The organism is Amycolatopsis sp. NPDC058986 (genome assembly GCF_042741125.1).
GTDB lineage: Bacteria > Actinomycetota > Actinomycetes > Mycobacteriales > Pseudonocardiaceae > Amycolatopsis.
The window spans coordinates 1-15,334 of sequence record NZ_JBHYJW010000080.1 but is presented as its reverse complement, the minus strand read 5'-3'; the positions used below and the strand labels follow the sequence as shown (position 1 = coordinate 15,334).

The window sequence follows — 15,334 nt, the reverse complement described above, 5'->3', positions numbered from 1 at the left end:
TCGACGTCCGTGCCGGGCGAGTTCGCTGACTTCGGCGAGTTCGTGCGCGCGACGTTGCCAGGGCTGCTTCGCTACGGGCACGCGCTGACCGGGAACCCGCACGACGCGGCGGACCTGGTGCAGACGGTGCTCGAGAAGATCGGCTCGCGCTGGGCGTACGTGCAGAACAAGACGGGCGACCCGCTGGCCTACATCCGCCGTTCGATGGCGAACGCGCACGTCAGCCGCTGGCGGCGGACGAAGCGGGAGAACCTCGTCGCCGAGATTCCGGACTCGCAGCCGTTCAGTCACGCCGACCCGTTCGAGCACGAGCCACTGTGGCAGGCGTTACGCGCCCTGCCGCCGAGGCAACGCGCGGTGATGGTGTTGCGTTACTACGACGGATTGTCCGAGGCGGAGATCGCGGCCGCGCTGGGGGTCACCCAGGGCACGGTGAAGAGCCAGGCCAGCAAGGCGATCACGTCGTTGCGGACGAAACTGACGCTGACCGGACTCGATGGCGAAGGGAGTGAAGCCGAGTGAACGTCTCCGAAGACGAGCTCGAACAGCGGCTTCGCGCGTTGTTCGCCGATGAGCGTCTCGGAGTCCAGCCGGGGACGAGCGCCGAAGAGACGATCGTGGCCGGCGCGCGGCGACGTCGGCATCGGCGCCATGTCGTGCTGTCGGCGTCCGGGGTGACCATGGCGGCGGTTCTCGTCGTCGGCGGCTTCGCGGTGGTCAAGATCCGCGGCAGCGACAGCAGCACCGTGATGGCGGCGACTCCGCCCGAGCTGTCGACGCAGCCGCCCGCGCCCTCGACGTCTGGGCCGCCATCGGCGGTTTCGCAGGGGCAGACGTCCAATCCGCAGCAGCCACCGCCGAGCTCACCGCCGCCCGGACACGCGGAGAATCCGCCGCACACGACCGGCGGCCGTGGCGCCACCACGACGCCCTCGAAGCCCCAGACGTCGAAGGTGACGACGGGTCCGCTGCTGACCGCGAACGGCATCGGCGCGTTGAAACTGGGGATGACCGAGGCACAGGTGACCGCGCAGGGCATGAAGGTCAGCAACAAGAAGACCGCTGACGCCTGTTCGTACTTCGACGTCCAGGGCGGCGGGTTGCCGACTTCGGTGAACGCGGCGCTTTCCCAGTCGAGCGGCGTCGTCGCGGTCACCCCGGCGGCCCCGGCGCACACCCCGGAGGGCATCGGGGCGGGTTCGTCCAAAGAGGACGTGCTCACCAGCTATCCTGGTGCCGCCGAAGGGCCGGACGGGCTGGTCGCCCCGGCCGGGCAGGTCGCCAACTACCACTTCACCCTCACCCAGGCGGGCGAGGTGGCGAGCGTCTACCTGTCCAGCGTCTACCAGGACTGCTGAGGCGCACAACGGAAAACCCGGGCTGCTCCACAGGGGGAGAGCCCGGGTTCTCTACTCTTTGGATGACGCTGTCGTGGTGGGAGAGCTCAGAGCGCGCCGCCCGCGACCGGGGGCATTCCGCTGTCCGCGCCGCCGTCGCCGACGGATTCGCGGTACAGGTGCGCCTCGACCTCGAACAGGTTGTCGCCGGCACGCTTGACGACATTGAGCAGTGTGCTCATCTGCGAGATTTCCTCGACCTGCTCCTTGAGGAACCACTGCGTGAACTGCTCGCTGATGTAGTCCTCTTCGGCGCGCGCGGCCTTGGCCATGGCCGAAATATCGGCCGCGACCTCCTTCTCCTGGTTCAGCGCGAGCTCGACGACCTCGGTGGCGCTGGAGAAGTCGTTGCGCACGTCGCCGGAGCTGGGGATCTCCACGTGGTGGTCGCGGTCCAGCAGGTACTGGACGAGCGCCATCGCGTGATTGCGCTCCTCGACCGACTGCTTGTAGAAGTGCTTCGCCAGCTGGGGAAGGTCCCGTGCGTCGAACCAGACCGCCAGCGCGATGTACTGCTGGGACGCGTTGAACTCGTTGTGCACCTGGGTTTGCAGCAGCTCGTAGAACTTCGAGCCGGATTCTTTCTTCAGCTTCGTGACGGCCATGCCAAAAACAATACACTCGCTATGTAGTCGTTTCCACTTTTGGCTGGTGATCTACCCCCTATTAGGTTACCATTCCTAAAGCAAGTTCCGACTTATTTCGGTTAGCCTCCCCTAAATAGGAAATCGAATTTAGGAAAGGCTAACTTCGCTCCTCTTGTTCGTGTTTCGCCATACTTCCCGTGCTCAGAGCGAGTCGCGGCGGATCGGGCAGGACATGCAGCGCGGCCCGCCCCGGCCCGACCCGAGTTCCGAGCCGGTGATCGGCAGGACCTCGATCCCGGCGTCTTCGAGCCGCGCGTTGGTTTCGATGTTCCGCTCGTATCCGACGACGACGCCCGGCGCGAGCGCGAGCGTGTTGTTTCCGTCGTCCCATTGCTCGCGTTCGGCGGTCACCGGGTCGAGGCCGGTGTCGATCACCCGGAGCCGCTCGATGTTCATCGCCTCGGCGGCGGCGTCGAGGAACGGCGCCGGGCCCGCGACCTTCACGCCACCGTCGCCGGTCGGGCGCAGGGTGAACGCGGTCAGCGAATCGCGGGCGAGCGGGTACATGACGACGGCGTCGGCGGCGACCATCGTGCACACGGTGTCCAGGTGCATGGTGGCGCGCGACTGCTCGATCGGCACCGCGAGCACGGTGTGTGCGATGCCGTCGGCGAAGACCGAACGCGCCAGTGATTCCGCGCCCGCGGCGGTGGTCCGCTCGCCGACGCCGATGGCGAGCACGCCGGGCGCCAGCAGCAGGATGTCGCCGCCCTCGATCGGCGCCGAGTGCGCCCCGTACGCGCGGTCCGCGTGCCGGAAGCGCGGGTGATAGGCGTAGACGATGTCGAGCAGCAGCGTCTCGCGGCGCCGCGCCGGCATGGTGAGCGACGAGATCGCGACGCGGTCGCCGATCCACGCCGACGAGTCCCGTGTGAACAGCAGGTTCGGCAGCGGGTCGACGGCGAAGTCGTGCGGGTGGTTCATCATCCGCACCAGCGAGGCGCCCTCGGACGCCGGCAGCTCTTCGAACGTCATCCCGGCCATCAGCACCTCGGCGAGGGTGGCCGCGTCGACACTGGACAGGTGTGAACGCAGCGAATCGCCCAGCTCACCGCCGAGCCGCCGGTCGTCGACCGCGGCCTTCACCCCGGCCGCGTGTGCGCGGGTGTCTTCGAGCGTCGTGCGCAGTGTGTCGGCGAGCAGCAGCACCTCCACCCCGCGACCGCGCAGCACCTCGGCGAACGCGTCGTGCTCCTCCTGCGCGCGGTCCACCCACGGGATGCCGTCGAAGAGGAGCTGGTCGTTGTTGCGGGGCGTCAGCCTTTTGAGCTCGTTGCCCGGCCGGTGCAGCAGCACCGTGCGCAGCGGCCCGACCTCGCTGTCCACCTTGGGTGGTGCCATTTCGTCAGTCACGCCGCCGAGCCTACTGCGCTGGTAGATGCCGATCCGACGAAAAGCAGGCCGTGACGCAAAGTGCGAGGGATGCGACTGCGATGCCTGCTTTCCGCTCCTCGACATGTTCCGGGCCTACGGCAGCCAGGACACATGCCCCTTCAACAGCGCATATCCGACGAACGACACAACGTCGAACAGCGTGTGCGCGGCGATCAGCGGCCAGAGCCGGTTCGTCTTCTGCCACAGCCTGCCGAAGATCAGCCCCATGACGAAGTTCCCGGCGAATCCGCCGAAACCCTGATACAGGTGGTACGAACCACGCAGGATCGCCGCACCGAACACCGACGCGTTCTCGCGCACGCCGAGCTGACGCAGGCGGGTCAGCAGGTACCCGATGACGAGCACCTCCTCCGCGAACGCGTTGCCGAACGCCGAAAGCGTCAGCGTGATCGGCCGCCACCACGTACTGCCCAAAGTGGACGGTTGGACCGCGAGGCTGAAGCCGAGGTGGTACGAGAGGAAATACAGCCCCAGCCCGGGAATCCCGATGATCGCGGCGAGCACGACGGTGAGCAGCGTGTCCTTGCCAGGCGAACGCCGGTCCAGGCCGACCTGCCCGAGCTTGATCCCGGCCCGCCACAACAGGTACAGCCCGAGCGCGCCCCAGGCGACCAGCTGCGCCGCGGACAGCAGCTGCTTGGTCATGTCGATCAGGCTCGACACCGCCTGTGGCACGTTGATCTGCGCCTGCTGCTGGGCGAGCGGGATCGGCTTGAGCAGTGAGTCCACAAGGGACAGAAGGCTGCGCAGCCCGGACATGCCGAGCGTGATGGTGAAGACGACGCACAGCTCGACGACGATCGCGCGTCGCTCGCCGGGTTCGGTGACCGCGCCGGGGAACGCCGGTCGCGCCGGGGCCAGCCAGGACCGCACGGGGGAATGCATGTCCGCACGCTACCTTCGGGGTATGCCGAGGAGCATCGCCACCAACGAAAAGATCGACCGCGCCGCGCTGGTCGAGTTCCTGTCCACTCGCCACCGCGCGATCCTGCTGACCACCAGGGCCGACGGCGGCCCGCAGCTGTCGCCCGTCACGTGCGGCGTCGACGGCGACGGCAGGCTCGTCATCGCGACCTACCCGAAGCGGGCGAAAGCGGTCAACGTCCGGCGCACGCCGAAGGTGTCCGCCTGCGTCCTCTCCGACGAGTGGAACGACCAGTGGGTGCAGGTGAACGGCACCGCCGAGGTGCTCGACCTGCCCGGCTCCGTCGAGCCGCTGGTCGAGTACTTCCGCAGTATTTCGGGCGAACACCCGGACTGGGACGAGTACCGCGAAGCCATGCGGAAGCAGGGCAAAAGCCTCATCCGCGTGACGATCGAATCCTGGGGTCCGATCGCGAAGGGTGGTTTCCCGCCGGAACTCGCCTAGTCTCGTCCACCCTGCTGACGCAGGAACGGGCAGCCCAGCAACCGCTGCAACTCCGCGGAGAGCTGGCGCGGGCAGTCGACCGACCGCGAGAACGCCAGCCGGACGTCGTGGTCACCCGCGTCGGTCTCGACCCGCAGCCGCAGGCCGTAGCGGTCGAGGCCGAGCGGCCGGATCCGGCCGTCCCGCAGGTCCTCGGGCAGGTGCCTGGCGAGCTGCTCGACGACGTCGGGGTGGTCGCTTTCCAGATGCCGCAGCCATTCCGCCTCGTAGTCGTGGAACGGGTCCGGCGGCGCCGCGCTGAACATGTGCGGGCGCAGCGAATGCGTGCCCTCGGCGTCGGCGAGCACGATCGACGCCGGGGTGAGCCGCAGCAGGGTCATGCCGTGGCCGACGTCGAGCAGCCGCGGGTCCGGCCGGGTCTCGGCGATCGACACCGCGCGGGCGCGGGCGGAGACCTCGCTGAGCGGACGCAGCCAGCCGGTGATCCACACCAGCCCGCGGATCGGTTCGCGCAGGTCCACCGGCGCCTCGTCGGTGAGTTCGACCATGACGGCGAGTTCGCCGCGTTGTGCCTGCTTGGCGGCGCCGACCAGGGCGTGCGCGTCCGGGAGCAGGATGCTGACGCTGCCGCTGTGGTGCACGTGGTGCAGCACGGGCACGACCCGGCCGGTGTCGCAGTCCGCCCGCTCCACGGTCGGCACCAGCGAGGCCGGCCCATTGCGGGTCGCGATCGTCTTGGCGCGTTCGGCCGGGTTCGGCGCCGGCGGGCGGCGGATGGTCATCGGGGCCTCGGTCACGGCTCACCTCCTACTTAGGTGAGCCTAACCTGAATTCCGGCCGCAAGGGAAGACGTGACGTTTCACAGACTGCCGTAACAGGGCGGCCGGTGCTCGCGGGTGACGGGAGCACCGGCCGCCGGGCGGATCAGGCGGGCCCTCGTCCGGACCAGGTCCAGGCGTAGCCGGGGTCTTCGGACGTTTCGGCGGCCTCGCCGAGGTCCAGCGGGGCGAAGGTGTCCACCATGACCGCGGTTTCGTCGAAGAACTCGGCGCCGATCGAAGCCTCCGCGGCGCCCGGCTGCGGCCCGTGCGTGAAGCCGGACGGGTGCAGCGAAAGCGAGCCGATGCCGATCCCGGAGCCCTTGCGGGCTTCGTAGTTCCCGCGCACGTAGAACATCAGCTCGTCGGAATCGACGTTGGCGTGGTTGTACGGGACCGGGATCGAGTCCTTGTGATAGTCCACCTTGCGCGGGCAGAACGAGCACACGACGAAGTTCGGCCCCTCGAACGTCTGGTGCACGGGCGGCGGCTGGTGCACGCGGCCGGTGATGGGCTCGAAGTCGTCGATGTTGAACGCCCACGGGTACAGGCAGCCGTCCCAGCCGACGACGTCGAACGGGTGCGTGGCGTAGGTGTAGCGCGTCAGCCCGGCGCGGTGGCGCACGAGGACCTCGACGTCGGTGCCGTCGGCCAGCAGCGGCTCCGACGGGCCCCGGATGTCGCGCTCGCAGTACGGCGAGTGCTCGAGGAACTGGCCTTTCGCCGACAGATAGCGCTTCGGCGGCCCGATGTGCCCGCGGGCTTCGAGCGTCAGCAGCTTGACCTCGCCGTGCGGGATGACGCGGTAGGTGCACGACGTCGGGATGACGAGGTAGTCGCCGTCGCCGACTTCGAGGGCACCGTAGATCGTCTCGACCGTCGCCGAACCGCCCTGGACGTAGAACAGCTCGTCGCCGGCGGCGTTGCGGTAGAGCGGGCTGGGCGCGTTCGCGGTGACGAAGCCGATGGTCACGTCGGCGTTGCCGAACAGGCGCCGCCGGTCGGTGACCGCGTCGGTGCCCTCGGCGAACTTGAGGTCCTGGGTCTTGAAGTGCCGGGGCTTGAGCGGGTGGTTCGGGGTCAGCGAGCCGCGCTCGTCCGCGATCGCCACCGCGTCGACGATCGCCGTCGGCAGGCCGCGGTGATACAGCAGCGCGGAGTCCGCGGAGAAGCCCTCGACACCCATCAGCTCCTCGGCGAAGAGCCCGCCGTCGGGCTTGCGGAACGCGGTGTGGCGCTTGTGCGGGACCTCGCCTACTTGCCGGTAGTAGGGCATCGGTGCCTCCTTCGTGACCGATCGAGATGTGTCCGTTTAACGAACGATTTTGTCCTCATGTCGTACGCTACTAGCGTGTCAGTCGTGTCAAGCGCTGTGGAACTCACGCCCCCCGGCCCCCGTGGAATTCCTCCCCTGTTCGCGCGGCTCGTCGACGACTCGGCGTTGTTCCCGCCTGCCGATGCGAAGATGCCCGACGCGCTCCGTGCGCACTTCGCGTCGCGGACCGGTGAACACGCCGGTGTACTGGGGGTTTTCCTCTGCCAGGCCTCTCGCCTGCCGGAGCTGATCACCGAGCTCATCAAGATCAAACCGAAGGAGCCGCTGCCGCTGTCGCTGATCATCGACACCGGTCTGGGCGGCGTGCCGAAGGCCATTTCGATCGTGGAATCCCGCGGCGAGCTGCTCGCGCTGCGGATGGTCGAGATGCCCGCCCCGTCGGATGTCGACGAGGTGTGGCTGGAGCGGGTTTCGGAGTTCGTGCCCGAGGACGTCATCCGCGTCGTCGAGCCGCGCCGCGGTGTCGGCTGGCTGGACGGCGTGCGGAAGGTCATCGAGCACGGCAGCTGGCCGAAGATCCGGTGCGGCGGCCAGGCCGGGGAGAACTTCCCCAGCATCGACGAGGTCGCGGACTTCCTGTCCGTGGTCAGTGGTGCCGACGGCGCCTCGTTCAAGGCGACCAACAGCCTGCACCGGGCCGTCCGGCACACCGACGCCGACAGCGGCTTCACCCACCACGGCTTCCTCAACCTGCTGGTCGCCTCGGCTCGCTGCCTGTCCGGCGGTGACGTCCGCGCGGCACTGGAGTCGACCGACGGGAAAGCGCTGGCCGACGAGGCACGTGCGCTGTCCGAACCCGCCTCGAAGGCGGTCCGGCAGCTCTTCGCGTCCTACGCGGCCGCGTCGTTCGACGAGCCGATCGCCGACCTCGGGGAACTCGAACTGTTGTGACGCGTGAAGGCTCGCTGACGCTCGATCGCGGACTGGCGCTGCTCCAGGCGGTCGCCGACGCCGGTGGCGGCGCGGCGACCATCTCGGAGCTCGCCGTCGCGATCGGCGCCAGCCGGGCGGCGGTGTACCGGCTGCTCGTGCCGCTGTCCGAACGCGGGCTCGTCTGGCGGGACGGCACCAAGGTCCGGCTCGGCGTCGGCCTGCTCCGGCTCGCGGGCCAGGTGCTGCCGCAGCTGCGGGACGCGGCGGCGCCGGTGCTGCGCGAGCTGGCGGAGAAGGTGGGCGCGACAGCGCATCTCTCGGTGGCGCAGGGCGACCAGGCACTCGCGGTCGCCGTGGTCGAACCGACGTGGACCAGCTTCCACGTCGCCTACCGCATCGGCACGCGGCATCCGCTCGCGGCGGGCGCGGCGGGCAGGGCGATGACGCTGCGCCCCGGCGGCGACGGCTGGGCGACGTCCACCGGCGAACTGGAGGCGGGCGCGTCCGGGGTCGCGGCCCCGGTGCGAGGTGTGCCGGGCCTGCGCGCGAGCGTCGGCGTGGTGTCGCTGGAGCCACTCGCCGCGAAGGAGATCGGGCCCCAGGTCGTCGCCGCGGCCGCCAGGCTCGCGGACATCCTCCGGACGGAGACCTCGTGACGACGCCGGATCTGGTCGGCTGCGAGGTCACCCGTACCGCGTTCGACCATCAGGTGCGGCTCCTGCTGGTCCGTGGGGCCGAGGTCTGCGCCGAGCTGGCCGTCTCGGTGCCGTTCACCCTGCTCGGCGCGGACGGGGTGCGGCACGAGATCGACCCGGAGGAGCGGAGCACGCTGCCGCCCGTGCTCGCGCTGTTCGGCAGGACCGTGGTGGCGGCCGACCTGATGGACCACCGGCTGACGTTGACGTTCGATGACGGCGCCGAACTGCGCGTCGGGCCCGACGAGCAGTACACGTCGTGGTGGCTGTCGGGTGACGGCGTCGAGGACATCCACGTCGATCCCCTGGGCTAGCGAGGCCGGGCGGGTTCCAGCAGCGGCCGGACCATCGTGGCCAGCAAGGCCAGGTCGATGGTGAACAGCAGGCGTTCGAACAGGCCCATGCTGACTTCCTGGTGCACCGGGCCGATGACGAGCGTCGCGATGAACCCGCCCAGCACCACCAGCACGCTCGTCATACTGGCTGCGGCGAGCCACCGGATCGTGGTCCGCCGCGGCTCCCACGGGCAGCGGGAGCGGCCGCGCCGGGTGAGCACCCACGCGGCCGCGGGCAGCGCGACGAACGCCGTCAGCGCGGCGTAGTTGTGCACCTGGCCCGCCAGCGAGCGGGCCTGGCCCTCGGGATCCACCGGGACGGTCGCGCAGACCAGCAGCCCGGCACACCACACACCGAGCAGGGCCAGCACCGGCCGCGTGCCCTCCCGGCGGGCCCTGGCGATCCCGGTGAGCAGTGCGAGCGAGCCGAGCGCGAGCGCCAGGCACATCGCGCCGAACAGGGGCGCGGCGGAGCCGTGGCCGAGGCGGCCGTAGACGTACTCCGACAGCGTCTGCCAGATCGGGCTGACCTGGCCGGACAGCCGGATGTGCAGGTCGACGGAGATGAGCACCGCCGTCGCCATGCCGACGACCGCCAGCCTGCCGTGCACGGGCGAGACGGCACGCGCGACGGCGGTCTTCGGCGAGGTCACCGGGCGGTCTCCTGAGCGGGTCGGGGCTGGCATGCGCGAGGGCAAGGCGCCCCGACGTCATCGCCGGTTCACCTTGCCCTCACCCGTGGTTCCGCGAGAGGTTACCTGGCGATCCTGTGAAACCCCTGTAGCAAGCGCCGGCGGCTCAGAACGCCAGCTGGGCGAGGGAGAGGACGGCGAAGCCCGCGAAGACGAACCCGGCACAGCGCTGGATCAGCCGCGGCCGGATCCGGCTGCGGATCTTCGCGCCGATGAACACCGCGAGCCCGGCCACCGAGACCAGGGCCACAAACGCGCCCAGCCCGACCGCGATCGGGCTCGCCAACTTCGCGGCGACGCTGGCCGTCGCGAGCTGGGACGCGTCGCCCCACTCGGCGGCGAAGAGCACCCCGAACGACGTGATCGCGGAGCGCAGGAAGGACAGCGGGGCCGGCCCGGAGCGTGAAGCGTCCTCGCCGCCGTCGGTGCCTTCGCGGAATCCTTCCCGCAGGAGCATGAACGCGCCGACGCCGAACATCGCGGCCACGACCAAAGCGACAACGGTATCCGGGAGCAGGGTGAGCACACTGCCGAAAGCGACCGCGACGACGCATTGCACGGCGAATGCCGCGCACACTCCCGCGAAAACCGGCCATGCCCGGAAACGGGTGGTGAGAACCAGAGTGGCGACCAGCGTCTTGTCCGGCAGTTCCACGGCCAGGACCAGGCCGAACGCGCTGAGAAACGCCAGAGCAGTGGTAGACATCGTGGTTTTCACGCCCCTTTCGCTGCAACGATAAAGGAGCGATTCAGAAAAGGGCAAGCAGATGGGATTCGCGAAATGCGTCGTCGGGTATCGTGAATATTGTTTCGAGGGTGACCGGATTCGTTTTTTCGGCGTGCCGAAATCGCTTTTGTGGTCTGCGGTACCGTGGCGGTATGCCCGCTGACCACGTCGTTGTCGCCTCGACCATCGATTCCGAGGACGCCGCTCGCGCGCTGGCCTCCGCCGCCGTCGAGGCGAAGCTGGCGGCGTGCGCGCAGATCGTCGGCCCGATCACCAGCGTGTTCCGCTGGGAAGGCGCGGTGCAGACCGAGACCGAGTGGCGCGTCGAGTGCAAGACAGCCCGGGATCGCGCGGCCGCGCTCGTGGACCTGCTCAAGGCACGGCACTCCTACGACGTCCCGGAGATCATCGTGACGCCGATCGAGGGCGGCGGCGCCGAGTACCTCGAATGGGTAACCCTCGAGACGCGCTAGGCCGGATTTTCCTTTGCGGGACCTTCTTTTCCCGCGGCAGGACCTTCGTCCCGGCGAGAACAGGACCAGTTGAACTGGCCGGGTTCCGGCTGGCGGAGCAGGCTTGATCGCGTGGAGGTCCTGGAGCTAGCGCGGTGGCAGTTCGGCATCACCACCGTCTATCACTTCCTGATGGTCCCGCTGACCATCGGGCTGTCCATCCTGGTCGCGGTCATGCAGACGGCGTGGGTCCGCACCGGTTCGCTGAAGTACCTCAAGATGACGAAGTTCTGGGGCAAGCTGCTCCTGGTCAACTTCGCCATGGGGGTGGTGACCGGACTGGTGCAGGAGTTCCAGTTCGGCATGTCGTGGAGCGCCTACTCGCGCTTCGTCGGGGACGTGTTCGGCGCGCCGCTGGCGATGGAGGGCCTCGTCGCGTTCTTCGTCGAGTCGACGTTCCTCGGCCTGTGGATCTTCGGCTGGGACCGGCTGCCGAAGAAGGTGCACCTCGCCTGTGCGTGGGCGTTCTCGCTGGCGACGATGGCCTCGGCCTACTTCATCCTGGCCGCGAACTCGTGGATGCAGCACCCCGTCGGCGTGACGTTCGACAACGGCAAGCCCACCATGAACTCGATCTGGGCGGTGCTGACGAACAACACCGCGCTCGCCGCGATCCCGCACACGCTGGCCGGCGCGTTCTCGGTGGCGGCGGCGTTCCTGGTCGGCGTCGCGGGCTGGCACCTGTGGCGGCGCCGCAAGAGCGAGGACGAGCACCGCGAGGTCTGGCGGTCCTCGCTGCGGCTCGGCGGCTGGGTCGGCGTGGCGGCGTTCGCCGTCCTCGCGATCACCGGCGACATGCAGGGCAAGCTCATGTTCGAGCAGCAGCCGATGAAGATGGCCTCGGCGGAAGCGTTGTGCCACACGGAAAAGCCCGCGAGCTTCTCGATACTCGCGATCGGCGACGTGGCGAACGCGAACTGCGAGTCGGTCAAGACGTTCACCGTGCCCGCGCTGCTGTCCTTCTTGGCGCACAACGACTTCTCGACCGAGGTCAAGGGCGTGGAGAACCTGATCGGGGAGTACCAGGCGAAGTACGGGACGAACTATCCGGACGACCCGGCGCTCGGCCCGCTCGCGGGCAAGCCGATCGACTACGTGCCGAACCTGCCGGTGACCTACTGGGGCTTCCGGGCCATGATCGGCTTCGGCGCGATCTCGGCCGGGATCGGCCTGCTCGCGCTGTGGCTGACGCGGCGAGGCCGGATCCCGGGCGGCCGGTGGTTCCCGCTGCTGGCTCTCGGCGGGATCGCGACGCCGTTCATCGGCAACAGCGCGGGCTGGATCTTCACCGAGATGGGCAGGCAGCCGTTCGTGGTCGCGCCGAACCCGACCGGGATCGACGGGGTGTGGATGTTCACCGCCCGCGCCGTGTCGCAGTTGTCCACAGGCGAGGTGTGGACATCCCTGATCGTGCTGACCGCCCTCTACGGCGTGCTCGGCGTGGTCGAGGTGTACCTCATGCGCAAGTACGTCCGCGGCGGCGTCGACGCCGTCATGCCCCCGAAACCCCAGCAGGACAGCGAATCCGATGACGACAAAGACGACACTCTCGCCTTCGCCTACTGACCGGCCGCCCTTGACCACCCTCGAGGTATCCCCCACCCGCCTCGGGGGGCGTCCCCGAACCCAGTGTATCGGGATGGTCACCCGGGAGGGTTACCCACAGCAGATCTGTGGACAACTCACCCGGTTGTGGATAACTCGCCGCGACGGCGTCCTCGGGGACGCCCGGCGTCGGCGGGACGTGGTAGCGCGTGACGCGCGGTCGACGCGGCCCCCGGCGGGGCCCGAGGAGAAGGAGCCGAACCGATGACGCTCGAGACGATCTGGTTCTGCCTCGTCGCGGTCTTCTGGTTGGGGTACCTCTTCCTCGAAGGCTTCGACTTCGGCGTCGGCATGCTGCTGCCGATCCTCGGCCGCGACAACACCGAACGCCGCGTCATGGTCAACACGATCGGCCCGGTGTGGGACGGCAACGAGGTCTGGCTCATCGTCGCGGCCGGCGTCATGTTCGCCGCGTTCCCCGCCTGGTACGCGGGCCTGTTCGCGGCCGCCTACCTGCCGTTGCTCGTCGTGCTGGTCGGGCTGATCGGCCGCGGCGTCGCGTTCGAGTACCGCGGGAAGGTCGACTCCGAACACTGGCGGCGGACCTGGGACCGGGTCATCATGATCGGCTCGTGGATCCCGCCGCTCGGTGTCGGGCTGCTGCTCGCGACCACCACGCTCGGCCTGCCGCTCGACGCAGCGGGCAACCGGGTCGGCTCCGCGTTCGCCGCCATCCGGTGGGACACCGTGCTCGGCGCGCTCGGCGTCGTCGGGTTCTCGTTGACTCACGGCGCCGCGTTCCTCGCCCTCAAAACCACCGGTGACCTGCGGGAACGCGCACGCGTCCTGGCCTACCGGATCCTGCCGGTCGCGTTGCTGCCGATGGTGGCCTTCCTCATCATCGTGCAGGCCCGGTCGGGGAAGGTGTGGACGCTGGTCACGCTGGTGATCGCCCTGCTCGCGGCCGTCGTCGCCTGGCTGCGGCTGCGCGCCGACCGTGACGGCCAGGCGTTCGCCGCGCTCGGCGTCGTGGTCGCCGCGGCCGTGATCACGATCTTCGGCGCGCTCTACCCGAACGTCCTGCCGTCGACCCTCGATCCGGCGCACAGCCTCACGATCGCCGGTTCGGCGTCGAGCCACTACACGCTCGTGGTGATGAGCTGGGTGTCCCTGTTCGGCGCCCCCGCGGTGCTGATCTACCAGGGCTGGACGTACTGGGTGTTCCGCAAGCGCATCGGCACCCAGCACATCCCCGCGGTGCACGCACCATGACGAAGCTTCCCGGCAGCGCGTCCCTTTCCGCCACGGTGTCCACAATGGACCCAGCGCGGCCGGGAAAGGGTCCGCTCGGCGCGTTTCGGGCTCTCGGGCCCGCGGCGCGCCGGGCGTTGACCCAGGTCGCGGCGCTTTCGCTGCTCAACGCCGCATTGCTGGTGACACAGGCCTTCCTGTTGGCCGACGTGCTCGCGTCGGTCGTCTCCACAGGAGTCGGGGGCCGCACCGCCCAGCTGGCCGTCCTGCTCGCGGTGGTCGCGGGCCGGGCACTGGCAGGCTGGGCGGTGCGGGTGATCTCGGCCCGCGCGGCCGCCACCGCCAAGGAGGAACTGCGGGCCAGGGCCGTCGACCACGTGCTGCGGCTCGGTCCGGAGTGGATCGCGCGGCGCGGGCACGGCGAGCTGACCGCGTTGACGACCCGGGGTCTCGACGCGCTCGACGCCTACTTCCGTGAGTACCTCCCGGCGCTGATGACGGCCGCGGTCGTCCCGCTCGGTGCCGGGGCAGCGGTGCTGTTCGCCGACTGGCCGTCCGCGGTGATCATCGCGCTGACCGTGCCGTTGCTGCCGATGTTCGCGATCCTCGTCGGCCGCTACACCGCCGATCGTGTCGCCGGGGCCACCGACGCGACGCACCGCATGTCCGGGCTGCTGCTGGAACTCGTCCGCGCGTTGCCCGTGCTGACCGCGTTCCGGCGCGCCCGAGCCCAGTCCGACGTCGTCCGGCGGCTTTCGGAGCGGCATCGTCGCGCGACGCTCAAGACCTTGAAGGTCGCCTTCTCCTCGGCGTTCGTCCTCGAACTCGCCGCGACGCTTTCGGTCGCGTTGATCGCCGTGGTGATCGGCGTCCGGCTCGTGGGTGGCAACCTGCCGCTCGCGATCGGTCTCGGTGTGCTGATCCTCGCGCCCGAGTGCTACCAGCCGATTCGCACTGTCGGCGCGGCGTTCCACGCCAGCGAAGACGGCGTCGAGGCGGTGCGTCGCGTCACCGCGATCTTGGCCGAGCCCGTTCCCGCTGACGGCACGGAGCCGCTTCCTCGCGGCGAGGTGCGAGTGTCGGGCCTGCGTGTCGAACGGCGAGGAGGCTTCGCGCCCGACGGGGAAAGTTTCGTGGTCTGGCCGGGTCAGATCGCCTGGCTTCGCGCGCCGAGCGGCGGCGGCAAGACGACGACGTTGTTGACACTGCTGGGTTTTGTGCCGTCGTACGATGGAACGATCACCGTCGGTGGCGCCCGCCTCGCCGACGCCGACCTGACGCGCTGGCGACGCGATGTCGCCTGGGTGCCGCAGAACCCGGTGTTCGCGGGCGGCACCGTTCGAGACGAACTCACTCCGGCAGGCGAGGACGTCGACGCCGTGCTCGCCGAACTCGGCCTGACCGGACTCGCCGACCGGCCAGTGGACAAACTCTCGCTGGGGCAACGGCAGCGTGTCGCCGTCGCGCGGGCGTTGCTGCGGGTGCGTTCGGGCGCGTGGCTGATGCTGCTCGACGAACCCACCGTACACCTCGACGAGGTCAATGCCCGCCGCGTCATGGACGCCGTGGAGCTGGCCGTGGACAACGGCGCGGCGGCGATCATCGCCGCACACGAGCGGTCCGCCGTCGTCGCGGTGGACCCGGAGACGGGGGGGACCCACCCGCGGGGGGCACCCCGCGGGGGGCCGCGGAGCCCTATATTAACACCTTATAAGAGAACACACGCGCAAAGCGGCGGCGCG

Annotated in this window: 17 protein-coding genes; 10 read left to right on the top strand and 7 right to left on the bottom strand. The window is 69.4% G+C overall.

Going from position 1 to position 15,334, the window contains the following annotated elements:
* Positions 1 to 9 precede the first annotated feature (9 nt).
* Together ACFW0G_RS40820 and ACFW0G_RS40815 are read left to right on the top strand one after the other, a co-directional pair.
* Positions 10 to 522: a SigE family RNA polymerase sigma factor gene (locus tag ACFW0G_RS40820; protein WP_378330900.1), complete on the top strand. Its 513-nt coding sequence runs from the start codon at positions 10 to 12 to the stop codon at positions 520 to 522.
* Entirely contained in the window at positions 519 to 1,358 is an 840-nt protein-coding gene (locus tag ACFW0G_RS40815; protein WP_378330899.1) for a hypothetical protein, read from the top strand. Before ACFW0G_RS40820 ends, ACFW0G_RS40815 begins: the two co-directional genes overlap by 4 nt.
* Before the next feature lie 86 nt (positions 1,359 to 1,444).
* Here ACFW0G_RS40815 and ACFW0G_RS40810 read toward each other — a convergent pair whose 3' ends face one another.
* From ACFW0G_RS40810 to ACFW0G_RS40800, 3 genes are all read right to left on the bottom strand, one after another.
* Positions 1,445 to 2,002: a ferritin gene (locus ACFW0G_RS40810; protein WP_378330898.1), complete on the bottom strand. Its 558-nt coding sequence runs from the start codon at positions 2,000 to 2,002 to the stop codon at positions 1,445 to 1,447.
* A 183-nt stretch (positions 2,003 to 2,185) separates the two neighbouring features.
* The gene (locus ACFW0G_RS40805; protein WP_378330921.1) at positions 2,186 to 3,385 is read right to left on the bottom strand and encodes an arginine deiminase; all 1,200 of its coding nucleotides are present in this window, start codon (positions 3,383 to 3,385) and stop codon (positions 2,186 to 2,188) included.
* 126 nt (positions 3,386 to 3,511) lie between these two features.
* Positions 3,512 to 4,324 (bottom strand): CPBP family intramembrane glutamic endopeptidase, encoded by an 813-nt coding sequence (locus tag ACFW0G_RS40800; RefSeq protein WP_378330897.1) that lies wholly within the window; start codon positions 4,322 to 4,324, stop codon positions 3,512 to 3,514.
* Between the two features lie 22 nt (positions 4,325 to 4,346).
* Here ACFW0G_RS40800 and ACFW0G_RS40795 point away from each other — a divergent pair, with 22 nt between their 5' ends.
* Positions 4,347 to 4,808 carry a PPOX class F420-dependent oxidoreductase gene (locus ACFW0G_RS40795; RefSeq protein ID WP_378330896.1) on the top strand — a complete coding sequence of 154 codons (462 nt, stop codon included), beginning with the start codon at positions 4,347 to 4,349 and terminating at the stop codon, positions 4,806 to 4,808.
* On the opposite strand, the gene ACFW0G_RS40790 is transcribed toward ACFW0G_RS40795, so the two are convergent.
* Positions 4,805 to 5,605 (bottom strand): DUF2470 domain-containing protein, encoded by an 801-nt coding sequence (locus tag ACFW0G_RS40790; RefSeq protein WP_378330895.1) that lies wholly within the window; start codon positions 5,603 to 5,605, stop codon positions 4,805 to 4,807. The genes ACFW0G_RS40795 and ACFW0G_RS40790 overlap by 4 nt on opposite strands.
* 127 nt (positions 5,606 to 5,732) lie before the next feature.
* On the bottom strand, positions 5,733 to 6,902 hold the full coding sequence (locus ACFW0G_RS40785; RefSeq protein WP_378330894.1) for a homogentisate 1,2-dioxygenase: 1,170 nt from the start codon (positions 6,900 to 6,902) through the stop codon (positions 5,733 to 5,735).
* A gap of 96 nt (positions 6,903 to 6,998) precedes the next feature.
* On the opposite strand from ACFW0G_RS40785, the gene ACFW0G_RS40780 reads away from it, so the two are divergent.
* Genes ACFW0G_RS40780 through ACFW0G_RS40770 form a run of 3 tightly spaced genes read left to right on the top strand, consistent with a single transcriptional unit; the run spans position 6,999 to position 8,844 of the window.
* Positions 6,999 to 7,853 (top strand): hypothetical protein, encoded by an 855-nt coding sequence (locus tag ACFW0G_RS40780; protein WP_378330920.1) that lies wholly within the window; start codon positions 6,999 to 7,001, stop codon positions 7,851 to 7,853.
* Positions 7,850 to 8,491, top strand: a complete 642-nt coding sequence (locus ACFW0G_RS40775) for an IclR family transcriptional regulator (RefSeq protein ID WP_378330893.1) — start codon at positions 7,850 to 7,852, stop codon at positions 8,489 to 8,491. The genes ACFW0G_RS40780 and ACFW0G_RS40775 overlap by 4 nt, the downstream gene beginning before the upstream one ends.
* Positions 8,488 to 8,844: a DUF6188 family protein gene (locus ACFW0G_RS40770; protein WP_378330892.1), complete on the top strand. Its 357-nt coding sequence runs from the start codon at positions 8,488 to 8,490 to the stop codon at positions 8,842 to 8,844. The genes ACFW0G_RS40775 and ACFW0G_RS40770 overlap by 4 nt, the downstream gene beginning before the upstream one ends.
* On the opposite strand, the gene ACFW0G_RS40765 is transcribed toward ACFW0G_RS40770, so the two are convergent.
* Together ACFW0G_RS40765 and ACFW0G_RS40760 are read right to left on the bottom strand one after the other, a co-directional pair.
* Positions 8,841 to 9,518, bottom strand: coding sequence for a DUF998 domain-containing protein (locus ACFW0G_RS40765; RefSeq protein ID WP_378330891.1), 678 nt, complete (start codon positions 9,516 to 9,518; stop codon positions 8,841 to 8,843). The genes ACFW0G_RS40770 and ACFW0G_RS40765 overlap by 4 nt on opposite strands.
* 145 nt (positions 9,519 to 9,663) lie before the next feature.
* Complete coding sequence (locus tag ACFW0G_RS40760) at positions 9,664 to 10,263, bottom strand: TMEM165/GDT1 family protein (RefSeq protein WP_378330890.1); 600 nt, start codon at positions 10,261 to 10,263, stop codon at positions 9,664 to 9,666.
* Between the two features lie 173 nt (positions 10,264 to 10,436).
* On the opposite strand from ACFW0G_RS40760, the gene cutA reads away from it, so the two are divergent.
* From cutA to cydD, 4 genes are all read left to right on the top strand, one after another.
* Positions 10,437 to 10,757 (top strand): divalent-cation tolerance protein CutA, encoded by a 321-nt coding sequence (gene cutA, locus ACFW0G_RS40755; RefSeq protein ID WP_378330889.1) that lies wholly within the window; start codon positions 10,437 to 10,439, stop codon positions 10,755 to 10,757.
* Between the two features lie 111 nt (positions 10,758 to 10,868).
* Complete coding sequence (locus ACFW0G_RS40750; RefSeq protein ID WP_378330888.1) at positions 10,869 to 12,362, top strand: cytochrome ubiquinol oxidase subunit I; 1,494 nt, start codon at positions 10,869 to 10,871, stop codon at positions 12,360 to 12,362.
* 243 nt (positions 12,363 to 12,605) lie between these two features.
* Positions 12,606 to 13,613: a cytochrome d ubiquinol oxidase subunit II gene (cydB, locus tag ACFW0G_RS40745; protein WP_378330887.1), complete on the top strand. Its 1,008-nt coding sequence runs from the start codon at positions 12,606 to 12,608 to the stop codon at positions 13,611 to 13,613.
* A 44-nt stretch (positions 13,614 to 13,657) separates the two neighbouring features.
* The coding region (cydD, locus tag ACFW0G_RS40740; RefSeq protein ID WP_378330919.1) for a thiol reductant ABC exporter subunit CydD at positions 13,658 to 15,334 on the top strand (1,677 nt) is incomplete at its 3' end.

Coding starts and splice junctions, on each gene's coding strand:
- ACFW0G_RS40810 (WP_378330898.1), bottom strand. CDS start 2,002: ATGGCCGTCACGAAGCTGAAGAAAGAATCCGGCTCGAAGTTCTACGAG.
- ACFW0G_RS40805 (WP_378330921.1), bottom strand. CDS start 3,385: ATGGCACCACCCAAGGTGGACAGCGAGGTCGGGCCGCTGCGCACGGTG.
- ACFW0G_RS40800 (WP_378330897.1), bottom strand. CDS start 4,324: ATGCATTCCCCCGTGCGGTCCTGGCTGGCCCCGGCGCGACCGGCGTTC.
- ACFW0G_RS40795 (WP_378330896.1), top strand. CDS start 4,347: ATGCCGAGGAGCATCGCCACCAACGAAAAGATCGACCGCGCCGCGCTG.
- ACFW0G_RS40785 (WP_378330894.1), bottom strand. CDS start 6,902: ATGCCCTACTACCGGCAAGTAGGCGAGGTCCCGCACAAGCGCCACACC.
- ACFW0G_RS40760 (WP_378330890.1), bottom strand. CDS start 10,263: ATGTCTACCACTGCTCTGGCGTTTCTCAGCGCGTTCGGCCTGGTCCTG.
- cutA (WP_378330889.1), top strand. CDS start 10,437: ATGCCCGCTGACCACGTCGTTGTCGCCTCGACCATCGATTCCGAGGAC.
- cydB (WP_378330887.1), top strand. CDS start 12,606: ATGACGCTCGAGACGATCTGGTTCTGCCTCGTCGCGGTCTTCTGGTTG.